Origin of the sequence: Gottfriedia acidiceleris (assembly GCF_004138285.1) — a bacterium.
Taxonomy (GTDB): Bacteria; Bacillota; Bacilli; order Bacillales; family Bacillaceae_G; genus Gottfriedia; species Gottfriedia acidiceleris_A.
This window is the reverse complement of sequence record NZ_SCFN01000007.1, coordinates 214,489-239,906: the sequence shown is the minus strand read 5'-3', so window position 1 is coordinate 239,906 and position 25,418 is coordinate 214,489. Positions and strand designations below refer to the sequence as shown.

General features: G+C 33.8%; 33 protein-coding genes. 22 read left to right on the top strand and 11 right to left on the bottom strand.

The features are described from left to right. Positions 1–77: 77 nt before the first annotated feature. Positions 78–215: a hypothetical protein gene (locus EP747_RS24245; protein WP_165347037.1), complete on the top strand. Its 138-nt coding sequence runs from the start codon at positions 78–80 to the stop codon at positions 213–215. Between the two features lie 638 nt (positions 216–853). Further along, on the top strand, positions 854–1,180 hold the full coding sequence (locus EP747_RS13135; RefSeq protein ID WP_129690582.1) for an antibiotic biosynthesis monooxygenase family protein: 327 nt from the start codon (positions 854–856) through the stop codon (positions 1,178–1,180). A gap of 150 nt (positions 1,181–1,330) precedes the next feature. Here the strand turns inward: EP747_RS13135 and EP747_RS13130 are convergent, their stop codons facing one another. Beyond that, positions 1,331–1,486 carry a DUF1540 domain-containing protein gene (locus tag EP747_RS13130; protein ID WP_129690581.1) on the bottom strand — a complete coding sequence of 52 codons (156 nt, stop codon included), beginning with the start codon at positions 1,484–1,486 and terminating at the stop codon, positions 1,331–1,333. Between the two features lie 454 nt (positions 1,487–1,940). Here EP747_RS13130 and EP747_RS13125 point away from each other — a divergent pair, with 454 nt between their 5' ends. Then, positions 1,941–3,317 carry a hypothetical protein gene (locus EP747_RS13125; protein WP_129690580.1) on the top strand — a complete coding sequence of 459 codons (1,377 nt, stop codon included), beginning with the start codon at positions 1,941–1,943 and terminating at the stop codon, positions 3,315–3,317. A 123-nt stretch (positions 3,318–3,440) separates the two neighbouring features. On the opposite strand, the gene EP747_RS13120 is transcribed toward EP747_RS13125, so the two are convergent. Next, positions 3,441–3,776 carry a hypothetical protein gene (locus EP747_RS13120; protein WP_129690579.1) on the bottom strand — a complete coding sequence of 112 codons (336 nt, stop codon included), beginning with the start codon at positions 3,774–3,776 and terminating at the stop codon, positions 3,441–3,443. 281 nt (positions 3,777–4,057) lie between these two features. On the opposite strand from EP747_RS13120, the gene EP747_RS13115 reads away from it, so the two are divergent. The 7 genes from EP747_RS13115 (at position 4,058) to EP747_RS13085 (ending at position 10,718) form a co-directional block, all read left to right on the top strand. After that, a complete protein-coding gene (locus EP747_RS13115; protein WP_056471809.1) occupies positions 4,058–4,390 on the top strand; it encodes a 2Fe-2S iron-sulfur cluster-binding protein in 333 nt (110 codons plus the stop codon). Positions 4,391–4,502: 112 nt separating this feature from the next. Then, the gene (locus EP747_RS13110) at positions 4,503–5,273 is read left to right on the top strand and encodes a creatininase family protein (protein WP_129690578.1); all 771 of its coding nucleotides are present in this window, start codon (positions 4,503–4,505) and stop codon (positions 5,271–5,273) included. A 27-nt stretch (positions 5,274–5,300) separates the two neighbouring features. After that, positions 5,301–6,755 (top strand): hypothetical protein, encoded by a 1,455-nt coding sequence (locus EP747_RS13105; protein WP_129690577.1) that lies wholly within the window; start codon positions 5,301–5,303, stop codon positions 6,753–6,755. A gap of 220 nt (positions 6,756–6,975) precedes the next feature. After that, entirely contained in the window at positions 6,976–7,704 is a 729-nt protein-coding gene (locus EP747_RS13100; protein ID WP_056471818.1) for a TenA family transcriptional regulator, read from the top strand. Between the two features lie 54 nt (positions 7,705–7,758). Further along, entirely contained in the window at positions 7,759–9,231 is a 1,473-nt protein-coding gene (locus tag EP747_RS13095) for an aldehyde dehydrogenase family protein (protein WP_129690576.1), read from the top strand. A 13-nt stretch (positions 9,232–9,244) separates the two neighbouring features. Further along, on the top strand, positions 9,245–9,724 hold the full coding sequence (locus EP747_RS13090; protein WP_088012216.1) for a GlcG/HbpS family heme-binding protein: 480 nt from the start codon (positions 9,245–9,247) through the stop codon (positions 9,722–9,724). A 325-nt stretch (positions 9,725–10,049) separates the two neighbouring features. Then, positions 10,050–10,718, top strand: coding sequence for a GntR family transcriptional regulator (locus tag EP747_RS13085; protein ID WP_098232970.1), 669 nt, complete (start codon positions 10,050–10,052; stop codon positions 10,716–10,718). A 153-nt stretch (positions 10,719–10,871) separates the two neighbouring features. Here the strand turns inward: EP747_RS13085 and EP747_RS13080 are convergent, their stop codons facing one another. Further along, on the bottom strand, positions 10,872–11,678 hold the full coding sequence (locus EP747_RS13080) for an aspartate dehydrogenase (RefSeq protein ID WP_235832877.1): 807 nt from the start codon (positions 11,676–11,678) through the stop codon (positions 10,872–10,874). A gap of 184 nt (positions 11,679–11,862) precedes the next feature. On the opposite strand from EP747_RS13080, the gene EP747_RS13075 reads away from it, so the two are divergent. From EP747_RS13075 to EP747_RS13060, 4 genes are read left to right on the top strand one after another with little or no spacing between them, the layout of a single operon-like run. Further along, positions 11,863–12,207 carry a 2Fe-2S iron-sulfur cluster-binding protein gene (locus tag EP747_RS13075; protein ID WP_098844020.1) on the top strand — a complete coding sequence of 115 codons (345 nt, stop codon included), beginning with the start codon at positions 11,863–11,865 and terminating at the stop codon, positions 12,205–12,207. Positions 12,208–12,237: 30 nt separating this feature from the next. Beyond that, positions 12,238–12,441, top strand: coding sequence for a hypothetical protein (locus EP747_RS13070; RefSeq protein WP_129690574.1), 204 nt, complete (start codon positions 12,238–12,240; stop codon positions 12,439–12,441). Positions 12,442–12,470: 29 nt separating this feature from the next. After that, positions 12,471–13,040: a chromate transporter gene (locus tag EP747_RS13065; protein WP_129690573.1), complete on the top strand. Its 570-nt coding sequence runs from the start codon at positions 12,471–12,473 to the stop codon at positions 13,038–13,040. Next, complete coding sequence (locus EP747_RS13060; protein ID WP_129690572.1) at positions 13,040–13,564, top strand: chromate transporter; 525 nt, start codon at positions 13,040–13,042, stop codon at positions 13,562–13,564. The genes EP747_RS13065 and EP747_RS13060 overlap by 1 nt, the downstream gene beginning before the upstream one ends. Positions 13,565–13,778: 214 nt before the next feature. On the opposite strand, the gene EP747_RS13055 is transcribed toward EP747_RS13060, so the two are convergent. Beyond that, the gene (locus tag EP747_RS13055) at positions 13,779–14,021 is read right to left on the bottom strand and encodes a YkuS family protein (protein WP_129690571.1); all 243 of its coding nucleotides are present in this window, start codon (positions 14,019–14,021) and stop codon (positions 13,779–13,781) included. 103 nt (positions 14,022–14,124) lie between these two features. On the opposite strand from EP747_RS13055, the gene EP747_RS13050 reads away from it, so the two are divergent. The 7 genes from EP747_RS13050 to EP747_RS13020 all read left to right on the top strand — a co-directional run bounded on the left by EP747_RS13050 (position 14,125) and on the right by EP747_RS13020 (position 19,240). After that, positions 14,125–14,253 carry a YuzL family protein gene (locus EP747_RS13050; protein WP_088012208.1) on the top strand — a complete coding sequence of 43 codons (129 nt, stop codon included), beginning with the start codon at positions 14,125–14,127 and terminating at the stop codon, positions 14,251–14,253. Positions 14,254–14,466: 213 nt separating this feature from the next. Continuing rightward, positions 14,467–15,402 (top strand): DUF1835 domain-containing protein, encoded by a 936-nt coding sequence (locus EP747_RS13045; protein ID WP_129690570.1) that lies wholly within the window; start codon positions 14,467–14,469, stop codon positions 15,400–15,402. A gap of 15 nt (positions 15,403–15,417) precedes the next feature. Beyond that, positions 15,418–15,885: an NUDIX hydrolase gene (locus tag EP747_RS13040; protein WP_129690569.1), complete on the top strand. Its 468-nt coding sequence runs from the start codon at positions 15,418–15,420 to the stop codon at positions 15,883–15,885. A 21-nt stretch (positions 15,886–15,906) separates the two neighbouring features. Beyond that, positions 15,907–16,881 (top strand): multidrug resistance efflux transporter family protein, encoded by a 975-nt coding sequence (locus EP747_RS13035; protein ID WP_129690568.1) that lies wholly within the window; start codon positions 15,907–15,909, stop codon positions 16,879–16,881. 25 nt (positions 16,882–16,906) lie between these two features. Further along, positions 16,907–17,839, top strand: a complete 933-nt coding sequence (locus tag EP747_RS13030) for a DNA-3-methyladenine glycosylase family protein (protein WP_235832876.1) — start codon at positions 16,907–16,909, stop codon at positions 17,837–17,839. A 115-nt stretch (positions 17,840–17,954) separates the two neighbouring features. Next, entirely contained in the window at positions 17,955–18,596 is a 642-nt protein-coding gene (locus EP747_RS13025; RefSeq protein ID WP_129690685.1) for a thermonuclease family protein, read from the top strand. 230 nt (positions 18,597–18,826) lie between these two features. Further along, positions 18,827–19,240 (top strand): hypothetical protein, encoded by a 414-nt coding sequence (locus EP747_RS13020; protein WP_129690567.1) that lies wholly within the window; start codon positions 18,827–18,829, stop codon positions 19,238–19,240. 176 nt (positions 19,241–19,416) lie between these two features. On the opposite strand, the gene EP747_RS13015 is transcribed toward EP747_RS13020, so the two are convergent. From EP747_RS13015 to EP747_RS12985, 7 genes are all read right to left on the bottom strand, one after another. Continuing rightward, positions 19,417–20,145 (bottom strand): flavin monoamine oxidase family protein, encoded by a 729-nt coding sequence (locus tag EP747_RS13015; protein WP_129690566.1) that lies wholly within the window; start codon positions 20,143–20,145, stop codon positions 19,417–19,419. After that, positions 20,142–20,747 (bottom strand): flavin monoamine oxidase family protein, encoded by a 606-nt coding sequence (locus EP747_RS13010; protein ID WP_129690565.1) that lies wholly within the window; start codon positions 20,745–20,747, stop codon positions 20,142–20,144. Before EP747_RS13010 ends, EP747_RS13015 begins: the two co-directional genes overlap by 4 nt. Before the next feature lie 157 nt (positions 20,748–20,904). Continuing rightward, the gene (locus tag EP747_RS13005) at positions 20,905–21,045 is read right to left on the bottom strand and encodes a lmo0937 family membrane protein (protein ID WP_170927396.1); all 141 of its coding nucleotides are present in this window, start codon (positions 21,043–21,045) and stop codon (positions 20,905–20,907) included. Positions 21,046–21,231: 186 nt separating this feature from the next. Further along, positions 21,232–22,053, bottom strand: a complete 822-nt coding sequence (gene nadE, locus EP747_RS13000; RefSeq protein WP_129690564.1) for an ammonia-dependent NAD(+) synthetase — start codon at positions 22,051–22,053, stop codon at positions 21,232–21,234. Then, entirely contained in the window at positions 22,050–22,679 is a 630-nt protein-coding gene (gene nadD, locus EP747_RS12995; protein WP_056471873.1) for a nicotinate (nicotinamide) nucleotide adenylyltransferase, read from the bottom strand. The genes nadE and nadD overlap by 4 nt, the downstream gene beginning before the upstream one ends. Continuing rightward, entirely contained in the window at positions 22,672–24,141 is a 1,470-nt protein-coding gene (locus EP747_RS12990) for a nicotinate phosphoribosyltransferase (protein WP_129690563.1), read from the bottom strand. Before EP747_RS12990 ends, nadD begins: the two co-directional genes overlap by 8 nt. Further along, positions 24,138–24,689: a cysteine hydrolase family protein gene (locus EP747_RS12985; protein ID WP_129690562.1), complete on the bottom strand. Its 552-nt coding sequence runs from the start codon at positions 24,687–24,689 to the stop codon at positions 24,138–24,140. The genes EP747_RS12990 and EP747_RS12985 overlap by 4 nt, the downstream gene beginning before the upstream one ends. A gap of 266 nt (positions 24,690–24,955) precedes the next feature. On the opposite strand from EP747_RS12985, the gene EP747_RS12980 reads away from it, so the two are divergent. Beyond that, the gene (locus tag EP747_RS12980) at positions 24,956–25,408 is read left to right on the top strand and encodes a GNAT family N-acetyltransferase (RefSeq protein WP_129690561.1); all 453 of its coding nucleotides are present in this window, start codon (positions 24,956–24,958) and stop codon (positions 25,406–25,408) included. Positions 25,409–25,418: the final 10 nt, after the last annotated feature.

Below are 25,418 nucleotides of genomic sequence, written 5' to 3'. Positions count from 1 at the left end.
ATTTATTTTACAGAATTGGACATTCTAATAATGAAGTTTTACGGCATAAAACTAATATTAATTAGAGGGTGATTTTTATGGAAAATAATCTAACACATTATGATGGCAGCGGAATTAATGAAGAAATTTTTGAACAAAATTTTCAACAAGAGGATTTTCAAGTAACACAAGAAATGAGAAATAACATCAGTGGAAATCCATATATTTTTGAGTAATATTTGAAAGCGATACCTTGAGTATCGCTTTCATGCTGTTGAAAAAAGAATTTGTCAATTAAATTGTTGGATTGATTATTGATAAGTAAGTTGTGTGATATTGATTTCCACTACAGGGTGCTCGCTTTCCATGGGGCGAGACCTGAGCCTCCTCGGCGCCGCCTGCGGGGTCTCAGCCTTCCCGCTTCTCCCATAGGAGTCGAGCACCCTTTCGTTCCAATCAAGTTCTTTATAAAAAAATAATAATCTTAAAAACAATAGAATAGTCAAGTGAACAAATGAATTACCCTTTATTAATCAAATTGTAACTTATTAACTTATGATGAGGACTTACACATCTTTACAAATATTGATCGTCAAAAAAGAAGATATTTTAATTTTTGCAAGTTAGTTAAAGCATTTATAAATCAACCAAAATCACTTGTTTATCAATAAGATGACAGATAATAAAATAATAAATAGACTATTTTTTCATAGATATTCATTTAATGTTTTTATTTTTCAATATTGACTACAATATATTTCAACACTCTGAAAGCGATACCTGTGTATCGCTTTTTTATTTACATTTTTTTGAATTTGTCTATGTTATTTAACACTTAAATCAAATATGATTAATAGAAAAAGGAGGGATAAAAATGAGTTCATTTGCAAAAACCCCTAATCCTCCATATTATGCTGTAATATTTTGTTCTACTAGAACAGATGGGGATAATGGTTATAATAAGATGTCTGAAAAAATGGTTGAACTAGCATCGTGTCAAGAAGGTTTTCTAGGAGTTGAAAGTGCTCGTGATCAAGGAATGGGTATAACGGTTTCATATTGGGAGTCATTGGATGCTATTAAGACCTGGAAAGAGCACGCAGCTCACAAAGTTGCTCAAGATCGTGGGAAAAAAGACTGGTATGAGTCCTTCGCATTAAGAGTGTGTAAAGTTGAGAGGGATAATTTTTTTGAAATGTAGTCATTAATTAATGATTATAATCAAAACAGTCCAAGATTGAGATGTAAATAATATAAAATAATTGGAATAAATTTGAATGAAAATGATAGTTATTATCAATACTATAAATAAGAAAGGGCAACCTTCTAAGTAGGCTACCCTTTTAGAAAATTACATTCCAGCTTCAAATGTATTACAATCTGTTTCAGCATTGTTTTTAGCTTGTTTCCCTTTATGGCTCACAACATAAATGGAATCTGCACTACATTTGTTTCCAGAAGCCCAATATTTACAGTTATCAACTTCGCAAAGTACATCTTTTGCCATTATAAGACACCTCCCTTAACTTTTATCATTTACATTTATAAGGGGATTGATACATCCATAATCTCTTTTTTTAATGTAAATTAATTCAAGTGAGAAACTTTAAAAGGCAAGTTAAAAACCTTATCGAAATGCGGTAAGGTTTTTTATAATTTTGCACTTCTTGAACTTGGTTAAACACATTGGAATTTGAATATAATAACATTTAAAACCATATAAAGATTGTCCTCTTTTTAAGCAATTATTTAATTTCATAAAGTTTAAAGTAACTAAAAAAATAACTTTTTAATGTCAAAGCTCAACATGTATTCACCTATAACTTATACCTATCTTTTCAGTGAAAACGGAAAAAGAGAAAATTGTATACCAAAACTAGGTATTTATGGTATAATTTCTTGTAAAATATACTAATTAATCTCTTTTGGTATACCACGTTTACGAGGAAGATGGTGATACGATGTTGAAGTATGTGTTTGGATTAGTAATCTTTTTATATTTATTTTCCTCTTTGTTTCATTTGGATTTACAATTTTTTATTTCTTCTTTATGTTTCTTAATTGTTCTTTATACGATGTTTGCTGTTAAATTGCTCGTTAGAACAATAGGAAGTATTTTCTTACTAATAGGATACATTCTTCTTTGGAGAAACAACGCCAGTGTAAAAGAATATATCCTTTCATTCGGTCCAATGCTGGATTTGCTTACTTTGTTTGCAGTAATTCCTATATTAGGTTTTCCGGTTAAACTGGGCGGATATGCAAAGGGCATTCAAACGATCATACAGAAAAAAGTAAAAACATCCGGTCAATTGTACATAATGACATCAGGAATATCTTACTTTTTAAGTATGTTTATGAATTTGGCAACTCTACCAATGACTTACTATTCTATTCAACCATCCTTAAGTCTTTTTTCTATAAAAAAAGAAGATCGATTTATGAGTCGAGCCATTACCCATGGATTTGCGATGCCTCTACTTTGGGCTCCTATTACACCAATCGTAGGTATTGTAATTGGCGTAACTGGGGTAAGGTGGGTATCAATTTTGCCATATGTATTACCGTTAAGTATATTGGGGATTGTGTTAGATTGGTTTTTGGCGTCAAGGAATTCACGGAAAAATGTTACGAAAGGACATAGAAATGATTTAGTAAAAGATGAAACTGCTGCCTCACTAGAAGGAGTGGTTACGCAAGGAAGAGTTTTTCATATTTTCATAGCTATTATTCTATTCAATCTCATCATTTCATTTGCGGAACATCTTTTTTCATATTCATTTGTTATTATCGTATCAATTCTAGTAATTCCGTTTGCTCTTGGTTGGTCTCTTCTCATTAAGCAACAAAAAGCATTTTTACATAGTTTAAAGGAATATTTTCATTCCTACTCCTTTAAAATGAAAGACCAATTTTTTATCTTTTTGTCAGCTGGTTTTTTTATTTCCGTTTTAAAAGGTACGAATATAAATGAAACAGTAAATATAGCAGTCACTCATTTTAAAGATATTGTAGGACCAGAAGTATTTTTAATTCTATTACCACTAATTCCGTTAGCATTTGCATTTACAGGGCTTCATCCTGCAGTAACCTTGACGTTAATGGCAGAAGCGCTTGATCCACAAAGCTTAGGAATTTCACCGTATATTTTAACAGTGTCATTACTTGCTGGAGCTATTTCTGCGTTTTTAGTAGGGCCATATAATGCGACGATCGGATTAATGTCGAGCATCGTTAAAGAAAGCTCCTTTAAAGTATCGAATTGGAATATTCCATATACAATTAGTTATTTACTCATTGTTATGTTTTATTTGTTTGGTTTAGAGTGGCTTATTTAGAGGAATCCAAAGGAAGGCAACAGTAAATTGTTGTCTTTTTTATTTTCAATAACAGCCTTTCGATTTTAAAAGATTACTATAAAATTAAGAAATAGCACTGGATCAGTGCTATTTCTATGTAATCTATACAGTTTGTACGTCCGACTTCACTAATTTGGAATGCTGAGAGTCTTCGCTGTTTCCTTGAGCTTTTACAATTTCGTATAACTCTTCATGTGCTGCTTCAATCGTTTCAAATGTCTCAAAGAACTTTACGCGAATTTCATTCACGTATTCTTTTCCTTCATACTTTTCGTAAAGTTTAATTTTAATATTGTCGTCTAACACTTCGGCAATTGTATATTTAGCTTTTAGTTCGTTAAAAAAGTAGAAGTGGTATGTTTCGATTGCCTTTAAACCCTCGTTATCTACAATAGTTTGAAACGTGTCTTTATTCGTCAAAACAATATACTTACCCATCATTGCACACTCCTCATCTAATTATGTAGCTTTGAGTATAAGGTATTTTGTATACCAAATTTCTATTCATAGTGTAATACAGAAAAAAATATTAATCAATATAATTTTCTGAATTTTTAATAAAAACAATGAGCATTTGTAAGCAATAGTTTTTTGGAATAGATAAGAGATTTAATGTTAAAGATTTCCAAATAAATAATAGTATTTACTTTCTAAAAAATTCGAATTATAATCAGATTAAATTTTTGAAATTTTAAGAAAATTATATTGGAGGGATACATATGCCAAAAGTACGCTTGCATGTAGAAGGAGAAATTATTGAGCAAGAAGTGCGTGATCACGCGAATTTAGTAGTGTTGGCAGGCATCCGTCAATTCCCAAAACTGAAATACGGGTGCGGGATGGGAAAATGTACAAAATGTGCATGTAGAGTGCTAGAAGGAGCAGAAAAACTTGATCCGCCAAACTGGAAAGAGCAGAAAATGCTTGGTGAAAAGGTTGAAGAAGGCATTCGATTATGCTGTCAGTTAACAATCAAAGATGATATTGTCATTTCACAAGAAAATATAAACGCCCCAATACCGAAAGTTGCAAAGCCAGTAAATGCACAGTAAATTTTTTGCATCATCTAGGTATACAAAATACCTCATTAATTTAAATGTTTAATTCATAGGACGAAAGCAGAAAGTTTTGTAAGCGGATACAACTATGAAAGGGGGTGAAAATATGAAATCATATTTGTTAACTGAGATGACTTGGGAAGAAGTAAAGGATGCATTACATACTGTAAAACTAGCAATAATTCCAATCGGTGCACACGAACAGCATGGCCCTCACATGGTTGAAAGCTGTGATGCTGTACTAGCTGAGAAAATGGCTGAAAAATTAGCTGAAAAAATGTATCCTCATGTAATTGTAACGCCTACTGTCAATATGGGTGTCTCGCACCATCATTTAAACTTTCCAGGAACCATTTCATTGCAACCGACTACGCTTATAGCAATTTTAAAGGATATGATCGTATCTCTTAAACATCATGGTATTCAAAAATTTTTATTACTAAACTCTCACGGTGGCAATCAGTCAACTTTAAATGTTGCTTGCACCATGTTGTCAGAAGAGCTAGGTTCAGAAATCTATTATGCTAAAACGACAGCATCTGCAAAACTTTCAATCTCAGAATCTATTCACTCGCCATTGTTCGGTCACAGTTGTGAACGAGAAGTGTCAGAAGCACTTTACTTGGCTCCTCATCTAATTAGACCAAATAAAATTACTAAAGGAAGTATCCAAAACGAAGGTAGATGGAAGCAGCTACGACCTGGTAAAGCTATTCAAGGGTTTTATCGATACGAAGAGATGACTACTAATGGTTGCATTGGGGATGCAACGAAGGCAAGTTTTGAAATAGGGGAGAAAATTGTAGGTGAAGCACTCGAAAACCTTTCAAACGAACTCCTAAAGCTATTACATCTAGAAGAAGAATGTAAGTTGTAAGTACCTATAAATGAGAGGGTGGGGTTTATGGATTTAACTGTTGCTCACTGGCTTTATGGTATCATGACACTTGTTGTAATTGTGACTATGCTGTTTCGAAAAGGGGTTGTATTGCCAACCATCATTGGAACCTTTCTTGTTTCTGTTGCTTATAAAGGATCAGTTGTTGGAGGATTTCAAGCGTTGTTCAACGCAAATCTTGTAGCAGCAAAGGAGCTATTTACTATCTTTTTAATCATTACTTTTATGGTGGCTTTATTACATTCTTTAAAAGATACTGGTGCAGATGAACGAATGATTGCTCCGATGCAAAAGGTGATGAAAAACGGACATATTGCTTTTGCTGTTCTATTAGTCGTCACTTACGTCATTTCTTTATTCTTCTGGCCAACGCCTGCGGTTCCGCTTATTTGTACGTTATTAGTACCTGCGGCTATTCGTGCTGGATTGTCGCCAATTGCATGTGCTATGGTTGTTTCTATTGCAGGACAAGGTATGGCATTATCTTCTGACTATATTATGCAGATTGCTCCAATGCTTACTGCAAAATCAGCAGGTATTCAAACATCAGCTGTGTCAGGTAAGGTAATGATTCTCTCTTTAATTACAGGGGGAGTTGCAATCGCGATTACGTATTTTACTGAACGTAAATCGATCGGTAAATCAGAAAGTGAAGCTTCATTGCAAAATTTACAGTCACTTGTAAATAATAACTCTTCCGCAAATGAAATAGCTGCTGCAACAGAAGCTACTGTGGATAATAGAGAGCGTGAAAAATGGGGGAAAATCTTTGCTGTATTAGTCCCACTATCACTACTAGCAGTTATTATATTTATGTTTTCAACGAAAATCGGTAATGGTAAAATGAGTGGTTTTGAAGGAGGAGACGGTGCAGCATTTATCGGTGGTGTTGCGACTATGTTGTTAGTAGTAACATGTGTAGCGTTCCGTCGTTTACAAGCTCTTGATAAAATTAGTGAGCATATTACAGAAGGATTCGTATTTGCATTTCGTGCAATGGGACCAGTTATTCCGATTGCAGCATTCTTCTTCTTAGGTAGTTCGGACTTTAGCGGTACCATTTTTTCCTTAGGAGAAAATGTAGCAAAGCCAGCGTTCTTAGTTGATTTAGTTCAGGCTGGTCAATCGATCATTCCACATAATTCGGTTTTAACGGCATTTGGTCTATTAATTACTGGAGCGATTACTGGGTTAGAAGGCTCAGGGTTTTCTGGATTACCGCTAGTGGGAGCTTTATCAGGAGCATTGGCACCTGGAGTTGGTATGGATCCTGGTACGCTAGGAGCAATCGGTCAAATGGGATCTGTGTGGACAGGTGGTGGAACGTTAATTGCGTGGTCATCATTGGTAGCGGTTGCTAGTTTCTGTGGTGTGAATGTTTTAGAGTTAGCTAGAAAAAACTTACTTCCTGTTGCTACAGGCTTAATAGTCTCTACCATTGTCGCTCTCATTATATGGTAGAGCACCTTTTTAAAATTTAGAAAAATTAGAAAATTTAATAAAAATGTATTTACAAACAAAAAACAATGGGTTACTATAAGGTTAGTTGGTATACCAAATACAAAATACAAATAAACAGCTGGTATTTAGTAGTTTTTATAGGTGTTTTAAGTTATTTGGTATACTTCGATTGTTTAACTAAACTATTAAACTACATAAACATATTGGAGGAGGAGTTTGGATGACTAGATTATTATCTAAAGATGAGTTTCGTAAGGAGTTAGAAGAAGCGATTAAAGGGAACCACAGCCAAAAAGCACCTTTTACTGTTGCATGGGCTGAAGGAAAATTAGAGCGTAGTCACTTCGCTCGCTGGGCTGAAAATCATTACCATTATGTTGGACCTTTTGCAGATTACTTAGCTTATATCTACCATAACACTCCAAACTTACCAAAATATGAAGATGCGAAAGATTTCACATTACAAAATATGTACGAAGAAGAAATCGCTGGCGACCGCCATACAGACTTATTAATCCGATTTGCTGAAGCTTGTGGAACAACTCGAGAGCGCGTATTAGATCCTAACAACATGGCTCCTACAACGCTAGGATTACAAAGCTGGTGTTTTGCGGTAGCAGCACGTGAAAACTTCGTAGTAGCAACTGCAGCATTAGTTGTAGGACTTGAATCTCAAGTTCCAGACATTTATCGTAAACAAACTCCAGCATTACGTGAGAAGTACAATTTTACAGATGAGGAGATTGAATTCTTCGACTTACACATCGTATCAGATGAAATTCACGGAGAACGTGGATACAAAATTGTACTTGATCATGCTGATACTCCTGAGTTACAACAACGTTGCTTGGAAGTAGTTCGTACTGGTGCAAAAATGCGTCGCATGTATATGGATGGCTTATGGAGAGAATATCTTGAAAAGGATTTAGGTGCTCTAGTACAAGCATAATAGAAAATAAAATGGCAGTTTCCGTCTAGGGAACTGCCATCTTGTTCAGAAAGGATGATAAATTTGCTAACTACTAAACTAGAAACTTATAAAAATTACATATCTGGAAGTTGGGTTGAGTCTGTAAATAATAAAACGTTCAAAAGCGTTAACCCTTCTAATAAGGAAGATATTGTCGGCACATTCCAAGCATCGACAGAACAAGACGTGAAACAAGCAATTGATGCAGCAAGCCAGGCTTTTCCTGCGTGGGCACAAACTGCACCTTCTAAACGTGCTGCCATTTTAAATAAGGCGGCAGCAATACTTGAACAGAAAGTGGAACAACTAGCAGAAGAATTAACACGAGAAGAAGGAAAAGTTATAAGCGCGGCCAAACAGGAGGTGCTTCGCTCAGCGGAAACGCTTCGTTATTATGCAATTGAAGGACAAAGCTTTACGGGGGAAACATTCCCGAATGATGATCCAAATATGAGAGTCACAACAGAAAGGGAGCCTCTTGGTGTTATTTCAGTCATTACACCATGGAATTTCCCGTTATCCATACCATCAAGAAAGATTGCCCCAGCATTAATTACTGGAAATACAGTTGTTTTCAAGCCTTCATCTGATACACCTTTAATTGCATTTCGACTCGTTGAGGCGCTACATGAAGCTGGGATACCAAAAGGAGTAATCAATTTTGTAACAGGAAGTTCATCCGATATCGGGGATATATTAGTTAAACATCCTGCTATACGAGGAGTTACTTTCACTGGGTCTACTAGTGCCGGGGAACATATTCATAAAAACACAGCCTTTACTACAAGAACACAAATGGAGCTTGGTGGAAAAAATCCTCTCATTGTAATGGATGACGCAGATGTTGATTTGGCAGTTAATCTAACCGTGAATGGAGGCTTTCACCTTACTGGTCAAGCATGTACAGGCACTAGTCGTGTAATTGTTATGAAGGAAGTAATGGAACAATTTGTTCAGAAATTAGTAGAAAAAACAAGTGCTTTAAAAATTGGCGACGGCTTTGACGAAAGTGTCATTATTGGACCTCTAGCAAACGAAAAACAGTTAAAAAACGTGCTGAAGTATATAGGAATTGGTAAAGAAGAAGGGGCTACTCTTGAATATGGTGGCCGACAGCTTGCGTATGGAAAATACGAAAACGGCTACTATATTGAACCGGCGATCTTTACGAATGTAAAGCCCGATATGCGCATTGCTAAAGAAGAGATTTTTGGCCCAGTAGTTGCTGTAATTGAAGTAGAAAGCTATGAAGAAGCCGTGTTAATTGCTAACGATGTTGAATATGGATTATCTGCATCGATTGTTACTAATAATTTGAAACTCGCTCATCAATTTACTAAAGATGTTCAAGCAGGGACAGTTAAAGTAAATCGTACAACGACAGGTAATTTGATGAATGCACCATTTGGTGGAGTAAAGCGCTCTAGTACTTCTACATTCCGTGAGTCAGGCAGAGTTGGACTTGAATTCTTTACACAAATAAAAACAGTCTATATCGGTTACTAAAGGAGGATTTTAAATGAAAAAAATATTAAAATTAGAACTAGATGAAGCAAAGGTAATGATTGAAGCTGCTAAGAAAAAATCAGAGGATATCAACGTTCCAGAGACGATTGCCATTGTAGATGACGGAGGATATGTCATTGCACTTGAACGAATGAATGGTGCTCGTATTACGGGTCCTGAAATTGCTATTGCTAAAGCATATACGGCAGCAGGGCATAAACGCTCGACTCATTTATTTAATACTGAACCAAACGGACCAGCCCTACCGGGAAATGAAGCATTTGGAATACAACATATGTTAAATGGAAAATTTGCAATCTTTGTCGGCGGTTTTCCAATTGTAGTAAATGGAGAAGTTATTGGTGGCGTGGGGATCAGCGGTGGAAATGGAGAGCAGGATACAGCGGTAGGAACAGCTGCCCTGCAAGCATTGCAAGAGTTCCTTTCAAATGACGGTTATGAAGTTGTTACTGATGCAGACATTAAAAAATAATACTTTGGAGGCGGTTAGGTATTGTTCCTACATCGCCTTTTTTGGTGTACAAACATTTCCATAGAAAATAACTGGGATTAAAGTTCGTATTTGTAGGCAATAAAAGTAGTTAACTATAAGAAGATTTACTTATCAAAAAGTAGGTTTGAGAGATAAAAGGACCACAAAGAAAAAGGTTCGTGTATGAGGATGAATGGAATGAATTTCCACCTATGTACTCGATTACTCATTTAAAAGATACTATAATAGAAATATCGATTTACTTTTAACAAAATGATGATACACTATTTTAAAATAGGCAAGAAATGGGAGGCAGGTGAATGGAATGGAGATGGAAACTAATTTTCTTTCAATCCGGGAACATGCGTATAGATATTTAAAAGAATTGATTTTAGAGGGGCATTATAAGCCAGGTGATCGCTTAATTGAACGGGAGCTTGCTGTTAAGCTAAACATTAGTCGTACACCTATTAGAGAAGCTTTATTCCGCTTAGAATCACAAGGGTTTGTAAAAACGGTTCCGCGTAAAGGTGTCATCGTTTCAAATATTTCTGATGAAGACATTATGGAAGTGTTTACGATTTTATCTTCACTAGAAGTGTTAGCAGCAAAATTGGCTGCTAAAAAAATGACAGACGAAATTCAAAAAGAGTTTGATCAAAAAATAGAGGAGCTTCTTTATATTGAGGAACACTCAGACGAAACCTTTGAGAACGAGCATATTGAAATGAATCTCCTACTATATAAGGCAGCGAGAAGTCCGAAGCTATTTGAAATTTTATCAGGCTTAACAGATTATATCCATATGTCTGCTAATATGGGGTACGAAACGCCTGGAAGACGTAAGGAATCATTGAGGGAACATATTGAAATCATGAAAGCAGTACGAAATAAAGAAATAGAAATGTCGGAGTATTTAACGAAAATTCATATTGAAAATTCTAGACGTGCGTACATGAACTACATAGAAAAAAGAAAAGAAAAAACGACATAAAAATAGTTTGAGATGTTTTCGTCGCTTTTCTCGTATAGAAAAATCATTTTTCTAAAAATAATAAAAGCCCCTATTAGTTAGACTGTTAGATGTCTAGACTAAGGGGGCTTTTTATTTTAGTTTCGTATTTCACAAATAGTAAAAGAGAATATACTAGATCCCAATAACGATAGAGGACGTTCTATTTTTTAAAGTATTACAAATACTCATTGCTACAATATACCCCGTCTTTGGATTGGTAGAAGAAGGAACATTTTGCACCTTTACTTCCATTTCACCAAAAAATCCTTTTACGAAAATTTGGTGTGTATTACTGGTTATGCTTGGATCTACATAAACTTGCACTTTTGTTTTATCAAATCCGATTCCAGCAAGGCTCAAGGTTGCTGAAACATTTGTGCTTTCCGGAAAAAGCTTAGAAGATTCTCTAGCAACGCCACTATAAATGCAAAAAGGCTCTTTAACTGTGTCTAAATCTACCTTTTCTTCTGCAATTGTACCTCGCCAAGCACTCGGTGGTTTTCTCGTTACAAGTTTTACTTCATCAACCCCCTGTAGCATAGATGCAGCTACACGATCTAATCCAGCAATTGCAGCAGAAGGGATGATGATCTTGCTGTTAGTAAGGTTTGCAGCAGTTTCAAGTTCTGCTAATAATGCATCATCTGCTAATGCACCTACAGAAGCGATGATAAAATCACTACTAGTAGACAACGTCCTTTTCCCATACTTATAGACAGCTTCATGACCTGCAGCTTCAATAATAATATCCAATCCCAATCCGAAAAAAGCCTCTTCATTGTCGTAAAATAAATCGCTTATATGCGATTCGTATTGATTCTTTCTCCGTACGAGAACCGCCTTTAATAATACATCTCCAGCCTTGCCTTCGTTTATATATTTGACGATATCTTGTCCAATCGCTCCATATCCAATTAATCCAATATTAAGCACATTCATCACCTCGTTTTTTGAAAATTAAGACGTATTTGGTATACAAAATATTATATCAGACCGGTATATAAAAACAAATAGAGTAATATAAATTAAGAAAAATAGCTTAATATATGTAATTTTTATATTGTCAGAAAATTATAAATATGGTATATTGTATACCAAAGAGATGAAGAGGAGGATTTGAATTATGCCGAAACTGAATTTTGCTACTAGTGGAAAAGTATTAGAAGTACCGGAAAACTCCAATATTTTACGTATGTCTCTTCGATTTGATGGAGAATTGCCAAATCGATGTGGTGGAGGCGTTTGTGGATCGTGCGTTTGTAAAATTGAAAAGGGTACTGTTGATCATATAAAAGTGCAGGAGCGTCGAAAACTTGGTGAAGAATGGTTAAGCAAAGGATTTCGTTTAGGTTGCCAAGCTTTCATCACTGACGAAGATGTAACGATTTCATGGAACGAAGAAGTAACAGATGAAGTAAAAAAACGAAAATTAGATCATCCGAAAAAGAAAGTGACATCTACACCATAAAATCCAATTTTAAGAGCAGGAGTGAATGATATGTTGTTAGTATGCGACAAACATATGAAAGAAGCCTTAAAGTTAGTAGAAATGCCTCAAATTCAAAAAGCTCTAACTGGTGAGACATGCTCGTTTTGTAATGTGGAGACCTCGCTTTTAATGAACATGGTCAATCAACCTAATCCAGTTAAGAAAAAACCATGCGGTAAATGTGTGAAGTGCACGTGTCTTATTGCAAACTAAAAGAAAGATAAACTAAAGGGATGGATTTTATGAAACAGTTAAACATCTTTATCGCCTTTTTTAGGAGCAGCATACTTGGATACGGAGGTGGACCATCGACCATTCCTTTAGTACATAAAGAAGTGGTTGAACGCTTTAAATGGATGACTGATGAAGAATTCGGAGATGTGCTCGCTATTGGAAACACACTGCCAGGACCGATTAATACAAAAATGGCTGGATACATTGGGTTCAAAGTAGGCGGTAAAATAGGGATGATCAATGCAATAGTTGCAACGATCCTGCCGACGATTATTTTAATGGTTGTTTTATTGACCACTCTAGTGACATTTAAAGATTTAAAATGGGTGCAAGGAATGACTAGAGCAATTGTTCCAGTAGTTGGAGTCATGCTTGGTGTGCTAACTTGGCAATTTGTAGAAGCTTCCGTTAAGGGGCTAAAATGGCCCTTTACAATCGGACATATTTTGGTAGGGATTGTTTTAATGCAATATTTTCATATACATCCAGGATTTATTATTGGAGGGCTACTGTTATTTGCTGTCGTTAAGCCAACCAAATCAGTTGAAGGTAAAAAATCAAAAGGACTGTCTGCATAATGGTATATTGGAACATTTTCTGGGCGTTTTTTGTTGCTAATATTTTAGGGTATGGAGGAGGCCCTGCGACCATTCCTCTTATTCAAAAAGAAGTCGTCACAAGAGGTTGGCTTACACATCAAGAATTTAATGAGGCTCTTGCTATGGGGAACTCCCTTCCAGGACCGATTGCTACGAAAATGGCAGGGTATATCGGATTCCATGAAGGTGGTATACTAGGTTCATTTTTGGCTGTATTCGCTACAGTTGCACCGTCACTAATCCTCATGCTGACTTTAATGGGAATTTTGTATAAATATCGTCATTCGATTCAAGTTAAGCGAATGACTCTTTACGTCAAGCCAACAATCGCAGTTTTACTTGGCGTTATGGCTTATAATTCATTTCATGATTCATATTTTCAAATTGGATTTGGACAGTTTTTATTTTTAGGAGTAATCAGTTACATATTAATGGAGAAAGTAAAGCTACATCCGGCTTTTATTGTAATGGGAGCTTTATTGTACGGTGGATTAAATTTATAATTTGAAAAAAGGGTAAGCAAATTTTATTAAATTTTGCTTACCCTTTTTTGCACATTAGAAAGTATAAATTTGCAACGACAAAGTGGACTCGACGTAGTAGTCGGATAATTTTGGAATTAGGTAAAAGTGTTACTACGCCTCAGTCTTCGCTTTAAAGTTCGCCAATCGGCGAGTATTCTTTAGAATGTTTAATATAACTTTTGTTTGTTATTTGTTATTGTAATTTACTTTCAACTTGTTGACAAACTTGATCAGCTGTTAAGCCACTTGCCTCGATTACTGATCCTTGTGAAGCTACATTTTGCATTCCCATTACATTTGAATCAAGTCCTGTTACTACGCAGCAATCGCAACCATTTGCATCCGATTCCTGTTTTAATTCAACAACATCGTGTCCCGCTGAACGTAATGCTTCTTGGACATTTGTTAAAGATTGTTCTACTCCGATTCTAGCCATAAAAAACACCTCCTCAGAAATATAAGATTTGCAATTTACAGGAAAAATATTCTTTGAATAAAGAAGTTTAAGTTTAGAAAAAGTAAAGATGGAGGTGTTTAATATGGGAAAAACTAAAAAAGATCCATCTAGAGTTGGCTTAGGATCACCAAATGTACAAGGTCAAGGGACTACAACATCTGAAACTGGTGTTGAGATGTCTTCTAGTAGAAAAAAACAAAAAAGAGATTAACTAGAAGCCTATTTTATTAAGAACATGTCTCGCCACCTATTTATATAGGTGGTTTTTATTTTGATAAAAAATAATAATATATGTAAGAGGTATCTACGATCGTTAAGCAGAATTAAGAACTTAATTAAATAATGTAGTTATAATACATTACATCAATTATGAAGTAATGTATTTTCTTTTTAAATAAACTAATGGAGAAAGTAGATGAAATAGATGAATCATATTGTAAATGGTGATGTGGTTGGAGGAAAAATAAAGTCCTTAAATGGTAATTTGATCGTATGGAGAGAAATGTATGATTTTGGGCCACTTAGTCTAGATTGGACTTTAGAAGAAACATATAAAAGAAGAGCAGAATTTTTTGAACAAAAGCTACAAATTCCTTCGAGTTTTTTTATTGAAAATTGCCAAAGCCAATATCAATTATTAAATGAACTATCTCGTTCTGAGGAAGTTGTTCTTTGGTTCGAACATGATCGATACGATCAGGTGACGATACTCTATTTATTATCGGAATTATCGGCACTTGGATTTCAAAAAATTTCGATGGTTAGTATAAATGAATATGAAGGAATTGAACCATTTCACGGATTAGGTCAATTATCTTCAGAACAATTAATTGAATTACTTCCAACTAAACAGAAAATTACAAACGAACAAATAGAAGAAGCATGTGCTGGATGGAAAGCTTATTGTTCAGATAATCTAGATGAACTTAATGAATTTATTCAAAAATGTCATACGCTTCCGTTTTTAAAACATGCTTTATTAAGTCATATGACATATTTTCCTTCTCTACAGAATGGGTTAAATGAAGTAGAATTCTTAGCATTATCAATGATCAATGAGGGAATTAACTCTTTTGCAGAATTATTTAATAAACTCGTAAGACAAAGAACAAATGATGGATTAAGCGATTTATATTTCGCAGCAATGTTAAATGAATTAATGAAAGGTGATTACCCTTTAATAAGTAGTGACAGTGAATTGCCAAGTTATCAACAATATAACCCAAGAGCAAAAATTGAATTAACTAAATGGGGATTAGACGTACTAACGGGAAAAGCAAATCGAATGAATTTAATTGGAACCGACTGGTGGGTTGGAGGGGTTCATTTAGTTGAAAAAGCTTCTAATAGTAATATGTAAGGTCAGGTATTAATAATGGATGTTGTATTTAAATCAAATAACAAAGTATTTAATTTAAGGGTTGCAGGTATTTGGATTGAAAATGGACATGTCTTAATTCATAGACTAGCAAGTGACACAATTTGGTCCTTACCTGGTGGTAGAATAAAAATCAATGAAGAGTCACATTTAAGCTTAAAAAGGGAGTTCAATGAAGAATTAGGAATAGAAGTTGAAATTAATCAGATGATGTGGACAGTAGAAAATTTCTTTTCTTATAAAGGAAATGATATTCACGAAGTAGGTCTTTACTATAAAATAAAATCAGAGAACAAGCTTTCTAATTCAATGAATGAATTATTTTACGGTAAGGAAGATAATCGATTAATTTTTAAATGGGTAAGTTTAGAGAATCTTGAAGAAATTGAATTATACCCTGAATTTTTACGAAAAAAATTAAAAGAAGTTTCAACCGAAAATCATTTTATCGTAAAAGATAATTGAAATCGTTATAGAGGTGGTAATATGCGCCCGATAATATTAGGAGTATTAGCGGCATTTTTCTTTTCAATCACATTTATATTAAACCGCTCGATGGAGTTATCCGGTGGAAGTTGGATTTGGAGCGCATCTTTAAGATACTTTTTTATGGTACCTTTTTTATTGATCATCGTAATCTCTAGAAGAAATTTGTATGATCTATTGAAAGAAATGAAAAGGAAATTAAAAAGTTGGATTATATGGTCAACAATTGGATTCGGTTTATTTTATGCACCAATATGTCTCGCAGCAGTTTATTCTCCAGGATGGCTAATAGCTAGTTCGTGGCAGATAACAATTTTATCTGGATCGCTATTAGCTCCATTGTTCTTCGTATCAGTTCAAACAGCAAATGGAACCAGGAAGGTGCGTGGGAAAATACCATTTAAAGGATTAGGAATGTCGTTATTAATCATATTTGGGATTTTATTAATGCAAATTGAATTAGCCACAAAAATAGCTATTTCAACAGTTCTAACAGGTATTTTACCAGTTATTATTGCTTCATTTGCATACCCACTTGGTAATCGAAAAATGATGGAAATATGTGATGGAAAATTGGATGTATATCAACGTGTTTTAGGAATGACATTAGCAAGCTTACCATTTTGGATCATCCTATCAATCTATGGTTTATATACTGAAGGACTACCAAGTCAAAACCAAATTACACAATCATTAATTGTAGCGATCTCATCAGGAGTAATTGCAACTGTATTATTTTTTCAAGCTACTGATTTGGTAAGAGGAAATATGCAAAAATTAGGTGCTGTAGAAGCGACCCAATCCATGGAAGTATTATTCACAGTAATAGGTGAAATGATTATCTTATCATCAGCAACTCCGTCAATTATTTCTTGGATTGGTATGATTATAATAATGATTGGTATGATCTTACATAGCTATCTATCTCAGATAGGAAAGCCCGTACAGCAAGAAAAGGAAACTGTTAATTTATAAAAGGTTAAATGGTGAGGTGATTAATTTGAATAAAGAATTAAATGAATCGCTAGTAAAAGATAAATATAAGAATTCGATATCCATCTTAACGCCGAAAGATTTTAGTTTTAAAGAATGCTTAGTATTTTTAGCACGATCTAAGAATGAGGTACTCCATCAAGTTGATGGGGAATATTTTTTAAAACTTATTAAAATAGAAAATATATCAAGTTTACTAAAAGTAAGTAGTGATCATAACCAATTATTAATTGAATTTCCAGACCAAAATCCAAGTGAGGAAACAAAAGTAGCTTCAGCAGCATTTATATGGGATTTATTTGATTTAGGCAGAGACCTAACCGAGTTCTATCAATTAAGTAAAAATAATCAAATGCTACAGTTGCTAATAGAACAGCATTTTGGACTTCGCGTCATTGGAATACCAGATTTATTTGAAGCATTTACATGGGCAATTATGGGTCAACAAATCAATCTGTCCTTTGCGTTTTCTTTAAAAAGAAGCTTTGTTGAAAAATATGGAGAAAGCTTTAAATGGAAAGATGAAATTTTTTGGCTATTTCCAACTCCAGATGTAATATCTAAACTTGAAGTTTCCGATTTAACTAGTCTAAAATTTACCACTCGAAAAGCTGAATACGTAATTGGGATCGCAAAATTAATGACAGATGGACTCATTTCAAAGGAATCTCTAAATCGTTTAGATTCATACGAGAAAAAGTTAAATAAGCTATTAGAAATTCGGGGAGTTGGGAACTGGACTGCTGATTATGTTTTGATGAAATGTTTACAAGAGAAATCTGCATTTCCAATTGCCGATGTAGGAATACATAATGCATTAAAAAATCAACTATCATTAGAGAAAAAACCTTCAATTGAAGAAATAAAGAAAATGGCTACAAAATGGAAGGGCTGGGAAGCTTACGTAACGTTTTATTTATGGAGATCATTATATTCCTAAATAAGTAATACAAAGCAAAGTCCATTAAAATTGAAAAATCCCTCTATATTTCGATACATAATTGGTTTTTATTGTTAAAATATTGTGTAGTTACAAGAATAATTGGGGGAACAACATGAAAAGACTTATTTTATTAACTGTTATGGCTATTCTTGGACTTAGTGGGTGTTCACAGTCAACAGCATCAGTTAATACGAAAACTGATTCAAAATTTACAGTTGAGCTTATAAAATGTATTGATGGAGATACTGCCAAATTTACAGAAGTTGGTACAACAAGATTCTTATATATCGATACGCCAGAAAGTACAATGACGATTGAGCCATATGGAAAAGAAGCTTCAGCATATACATGTAATCTATTAAAAAACGCAAAAACAATTCAGCTTGAATATGATGGTCCAAAAAAGGATAAATATAATCGAACACTTGCGTGGGTTTGGATTGATGGCAGACTAATTCAAAAAGAAATCATAAAAAAAGGCTATGTAGAAAAATTTTATGATTATGGTAATTATTCCTATGAATCAGAGCTAAGAAGCTTACAAGCAACTGCCCAGCAGCAGGGTGTTGGTTTATGGAGCAAAAATAAAACCAATCAAACAACAACGAATAATTCGTCTAACAATAATAAACAGTATTTTAAAAATTGCACGGATTTAAGAAAAGTCTATCCAAATGGAGTACCAAAAGGGAATAAAGCCTACCAAGCACAAATGGATCGTGATCATGATAATTACGCTTGTGAAACGGAGTAAAAACACCTATCACTAGGTGTGTTTTTTATCTGATTAGGTCTTTTATTTTCGAATTCAATCACTGACTCTTGGAATTATTAAGTTTTGTTCTAAAAATTTTAAAAGAGAAGCAATTCTACAAAGGAATTTCGGTTTAATAATAGAATAGTATTAGTGCCTAAAAAATTATTTTTACAATCTTGTTTAATCATGACAAAATATAAATAAGAAAAATTGAAGAGGACGGGACTATGATTAAATTTTTTAAACGACTATTTAGTAAAGAAAAAACAAATCAAGTTACATTGCCATTAAAAGAAACTCGTTCCCTATCAAAAGTGGAAATCGAATATATTATTAGTGAGTTTACTGATAGACAGAATAAAATGGTAGATGATATGAAAAAAAATTCAGTTAATAATGCCGATATTGAGTTTAATGAACTAATCACAAATAGAATCACGAATAATTTAAAGTACAGAATACCTTTTTTAGAAATTGAGTTAATTTATTTAAATAATGTATTAAGAGGAAAAAAAGTAAAATCAATAAAATATAAATTGTTTAATCAAGTCAAAAACACTGAAACGACAGAAATAACAGATATGGTTATAAATCAGGGATACTCTTTCGTTCCTTCAGTAGGTTATTTGAAAATTGGATAAAAACACAAAACCCACAAGGTTATGTACTTGTGGGTTTTGTGTTTTTCTTGAATTGCGATTGGTAAAACATTTAGTGCACAATGCTCACTACTCTAAGAACAAAGTTCACAACTTAATCAATAATTTTGACTTGAAATTCATATTGCCCATTATATAAGGTTAGAATTTCGAAATTCTCATGCTAACCCTTGATCATGCGTCTCAATATTCTCATTTGCCGTTGATTTAGGTAAATCATTAACCTCATAAGCTACCCTTATTCCTGATTCGATAGCACCTTGAATCCAACCTGGGGCTGTAGAAGTGTGATCTCCAGCAAAATGAATTAGTCCTTCTGGCGTTGAAATATATGGGGCAATCTCAGTTTGCTGGTCAGGTTTGAAAATAGCAAAAGCTCCACCTGAAAAAGGATTTTCTGACCAACTAAATGTATTACCAGTAATAAACTCATTGTATATTTCATTACCATAAATTTTAGATAAATCTTCTAGAGCATTCTCTATTTGTTCTTTTTCAGTTAAGCTATCCCAAATTGATGCGTTATCTTCCCAGGTGTAGCTTGCTAATATGACACCTGGACCTTCTGAGCCAACGGATTGGCTAGGAAAATAGGAATAACGAACAGGTAGATCAGAAATCATTTTTCCTCCAATAAAACCCGCTTTCTCCCAAAATCTAGTTTTAAATTGTAAAGCAATTTTAGTCGAAGGAACATAATGTAATTGTCGAATTGCTTTATATTTGTTATATGAAAATAAATCGCGTGGAATGATTTCAACGAAGTTTAGTAATGAAAAAGGTATGGTAATAATGGCTAGGTCTCCAGTTACCGTATATGCCTGCGAGGTTTGTGTATCCTCTGTATGAATCGTTACAGAAGAGTCGTGTTGTTCAATTTTTTTCATTTTTCTCCAACCGATAATGTTCTACCATATGGATTGTATTTCAAATAATATTCCATCGAATAACGATCAAGTAACTTAATAACGATTTCCCAATTCTTTTTTGGATTCTTTTTAATGAAGTCAGTTACGGGTTGCATGGCGTATTGAGCCAAATATTCAGCTGTTTTACCTTTTTCAGATGGTGAAGTAGGGAAGTTAAGAATGTCAGGATTTTCTTCATAAAGCTTTTGAATAGTCCTTACATTGTTTACGTATATAATATCGTTTGGGGTGCTATTAATGAATTCTTCTAAAGGAAGGTTAAATTTCTTAATATATTCTAAAACAAGCAAGTGAATAGAAGGTAATCTCATAGCACCATTTTCCATATACTGTCCTGCATAAAAATTACGATTAGTAAAAATACGACCACCAATTCGATCATTTCCTTCGAGAATTGTTACTTCATGTCCTGCTCCTTTTAAAAGTGAAGCAGCTACTAAGCCTGAAATCCCAGCACCAACAATAATTATATTTTTAGGTTCAAGTGTTTTTGGTAATCCTGTACGAATTGTTTGAAGCATTTGTTCCATTGATATAGGAGGCTCCATACTAACTGTCATAATTTCGCTCCTCTATTATTTATGACATACATAGAAGTATATTCAAAAATAGAGGAATATAGAAGAGTTTAAAAGCAGGATTAGGTAAAAATGGCATAAGAAAAAGAACTTGAAAAATCAAGCTCTTGAGTTTGTAGAAAGAGTCTCTAAAGATTTGCTACTTTTTACGTCTAAATAGATTAACGATAAATACAATAATTGCGATAATTAATAGAATATGAATTAGTCCACCTGCGATATGGAAAGTAAAATAACCTAATACCCATAAGATTAAAAGAATAAAAAATAAAATCCACATAATATGAACATTCCTTTCTTAATGACTGTATTATTACCTTGTCCAATTTTAACTTTCATATCCATTTATTAAGCACAAAAGTGAAAAAGCTACCAAAATAGGTAGCTTTTTAGTGTGTTAACAAAGTTTAAAAACCTGAATTCAGACTGATTGAAAGTGAGCTTTTGGCGGGCAGTCTGAATTGTATTAAAATTTATCAAAAACAGTGTAAGGCATTTGTCTCTTATGTCTAGATTTATTAAACCATGATTCGATTTTTGCTTGAGAGTCACCATTAATTTCTTTACCTTCTAAATAATCATCGATGTCATCGTATGTAACACCAAGAGCGACTTCATCTGCTAATTGTGGGCGATCTTCTTCAAGGTCAGCAGTCGGAACTTTTTCATATAGCTTCGGTGGGCAATTTAATTCTTTTAGTAGCATCTTTCCTTGACGTTTATTTAGACGGAAAATCGGACAAAGGTCTGAACCACCATCGCCATATTTAGTGTAAAAACCAGTAACAGCCTCAGCGGAATGGTCAGTACCTAAGACAACACACCCATTCATAGCAGCAATGCTATATTGAGCTTTCATTCTTTCACGAGCCTTTTCATTACCTTTTGCAAAATCAGTAAGCTCAATGCCAATATCTTTTAATGTTTTAACACTAGCATCTACAGCAGCTTTAATATTCACTGTGTAGGTCTTTGTTGGTTGGATAAACTTTAATGCTTCCTGGCAGTCATCTTCGTCCATTTGAACGCCATATGGTAATCGAATTGCGATAAATAGATAATTTTTTTCTGATTGCTCACTATTTAATTCATCTATTGCCATTTGTGCAAGTTTACCAGTTAAAGTTGAATCTTGACCACCTGAAATACCTAATACAAAACCATTTAAAAAAGGATGTTTTTTAAGATAGCTTTTTAGGAAATCAACACTGATTATTACTTCCTCTTTAGGATCGATAACTGGCTTTACTTTCATTTCTTTGACGATTTCTTTTTGTAAACTATTCAATCTTCATTCTCCTTTTGATACAGATTGTATTTTTTAATATAAGCGTAGCAATCCTCAGGTAATAAATATCTTGGCTCGCCGCCTTTAGCAAACTCTTCTCGGATATATGTTGAACTAATTTCCATCGCTAATCCTTTATCAATTAGATGAAATCTTGAACCGTTATCATTGTTTCTTAATAAGGGAGAACGAGAGATGGTCTTTAACATATCAATTCCATCACGGGCCATTACAATGAATTTATTTTCGGAAACTAATTGATCCCCGTATTTCCATTTTCCTTCTGCAATATCTTCTAGGAGATCAGCTCCCATTATGAAATAAACTTCATCTTCACTATATTTAGCTTTAAAATGGTTCATTGTATAGTAAGTGAATACTTCCCAAGCCTCTTTACTCATTTCATAATCGTCTGCAATAAACTTTGAGTTGTTTTGAATTGCCAATTTTAACATATTCCAACGATGTTCATCAGTATTATGTAATTGTTTATCTCTTCTTTTTGAAGAGCATGGTAAAAAGATAACTTTGTCTAATTGACAACGATGAGCAATCGTACTTGCAGTCCATAAATGAACGTTTGTAATCGGATCAAACGAACTGCCATAAATCCCAATTTTAGCCATTTTTCATTTCCTCTGTTTTCTTTCTAGCTTCTGCTATTTTTTCCATTTTGTTATCCCAACATTTTTGACTTAAGTCCACAGGATATTCTTCAGGGTTTAATGCACGCTTGTATTCTTCCCAAAGTACACTTAAGTTGTTTTCAGCAAAATCCTGAATGTCTTTAATTGCAGGCACTTTGTAGACTAATTCACCTTTTGTAAAGATTTGGTGATGAAGTTCTCTAGCCTCAAAATTAGTAACAAACTTACTGATATATGGATGAATCGGATGGAATAATTTTATTTTTTCCTCAGACGCTGGATCTTCATCTTCAAGGGCAATATAATCAGCCTCAGCGTGATGGTTAACTGTATTAATAATTCGATACAATTTCTTGAGACCAGGAGTTGTTACTTTTTCAGGGTTTTGAGAAATTTTTATAGTATCAATCATTTTCCCATTTTCATCTTCAATACTTACTAATTTATAAACAGCTCCAAGGGCCGGTTGATCATATGCTGTAATAAGCTTTGTTCCGATTCCCCAAGAATCAATTTTTGCCCCTTGGGATTTTAAATTTAAAATTGTATATTCATCTAAATCATTTGAAGCAACAATTTTTGTATTTACGAAACCAGCTTCATCGAGCATTTTTCTTGCTTCTTTCGATAAATAAGCTAAGTCACCACTATCTAGTCGGATTGCTGCAAAGTTAATTTTATCACCTAGTTCTTTTGCGACTTTAATAGCATTAGGCACTCCACTTTTTAGTGTATCGTATGTATCAACTAGGAATGTACAGTTGTAATGACGATCAGCATATTTTTTGAAAGCTATGTATTCATCTCGATATGCTTGTACAAGCGCATGAGCATGTGTACCTGAAACAGGAATATTAAATAATTTACCAGCACGAACATTACTAGTCGCATGAAATCCACCAATATAAGCGGCTCTTGCTCCCCAAATGGCAGCATCAAATTCTTGAGCACGTCTTGTTCCAAATTCCATTAACGTATCATTACCAACGATATGTTTAATCCGGGAAGCTTTAGTAGCAATTAATGTTTGATAATTGACAATGTTTAATAAGGCAGTTTCAATTAATTGTGCTTCTAATAGCGGGGCCTCAATCCTTAAAATTGGCTCATTGCCAAATACTAATTCACCTTCCTGAATTGATCTAATTGATCCTGTGAATTTTACATTAGACAGAAATTGAATAAATTCATCTTTATATCCTAGTTCCTCTTTTAAATAGTCAAGATCTGAACTACTAAATTTAAAGTTCTGCAAATAACTGATTATTTTTTCTAAACCTGCAAAGATTGCATATCCATTTCCAAATGGGAGTTTACGAAAATAAAGTTCAAAAATAGCATTTTTATTGTGAATATTGTCTCCCCAATAAGTTTCGGCCATATTAATTTGATAAAGGTCTGTATGTAGTGCAAGGCTATCATCTTGAAAGTTGTAATTCATCTTATTTCCGCCCCTAAAGTATTTTTGAAATGACTTAATGCCCATTCATGCCCAGTTGCATTAAAGCTTGCAACAGCCTGCTCGTGAACGACTATTTTATAACCCTTATTATAAGCATCGACCGCGGTATGTAATACACAAATATCAGTGCAAACTCCTATTAAATGAAGTTCGTTAATGCCTCTTTCATTTAGTTTTATCTCAAGGTCTGTTCCTGCAAAAGCGGAGTAACGAGTTTTATCGAGCCATTGAATAGTTGATTTGCCTTTCGATGAATTGTATAAGTCCATTAATCCGCCATATAAATCTCTTCCTTTAGTATGTCTAATATTATGAGGTGGAAATAATTTTGTTTCGGGATGAAACGGATCATTTTCATCATGGACGTCTACTGCAAATACAACATAATCTTGATTCTTAATGAAACTTTTAGTTAGTTGAAGAATACTTTGCTCAATTTCTTGTGCAGGTTTACCACAAGTTAATGAACCAGCATCTGCTACAAAGTCATTCGTATAATCAATAATAATGAGCGCTTTTTTATCCATTTATTAGTCACCTCAGTAATAAGAATGTTAATTTTTTCACATAATAGAAAAAAATAAATTAGTTTTTCATCTTCAATATTATTATAAGTTAATTCATATGGAAACCTAAATTTTGGAAAATTAATAGATCATTTTTATATTATTAACTTTACGATTAAAAATTACTATTTTTCGTAAGTTTTGTAGCCTTTGTAGCTATTAGAGGAGATTAATGAAATGTACCGAACTAACTAATAGATTAATTAATAGTTAGAAGAGGTGACATGATGGAAGTAGTTCGTGCAAAATCAGAGCATATTTCAGAAGTAGCAAATTTATTTGATCAGTACAGAATGTTTTATAAACAAGAAAGTAATTTAAATGGAGCGATTGATTTTATAACGGAACGAATCAATAACAAAGATTCTGTTATTTTTCTTGTAAAAGAAGAAGATCAATCTATAGGATTTACTCAGTTATATCCTTCATTTTCTTCGGTATCAATGAAAAAGTTATGGATTTTAAATGACTTATATGTGACCGAAACGGCAAGGAAAAAGGGAGTAGCTCAATTGCTGTTAAATGCAGCAAAGAAATTTGCAATCGAATCGAAAGCAAAAGCATTAGATTTACAAACTGCGATTGATAATAAATCGGCACAAGCTTTATATGAAAAAAATGGCTATCAAGTTGAAAAAGAATTCCTTTCGTATTCTTTAAATTTAGAAAATCTAAGCTAATAAAATTGGT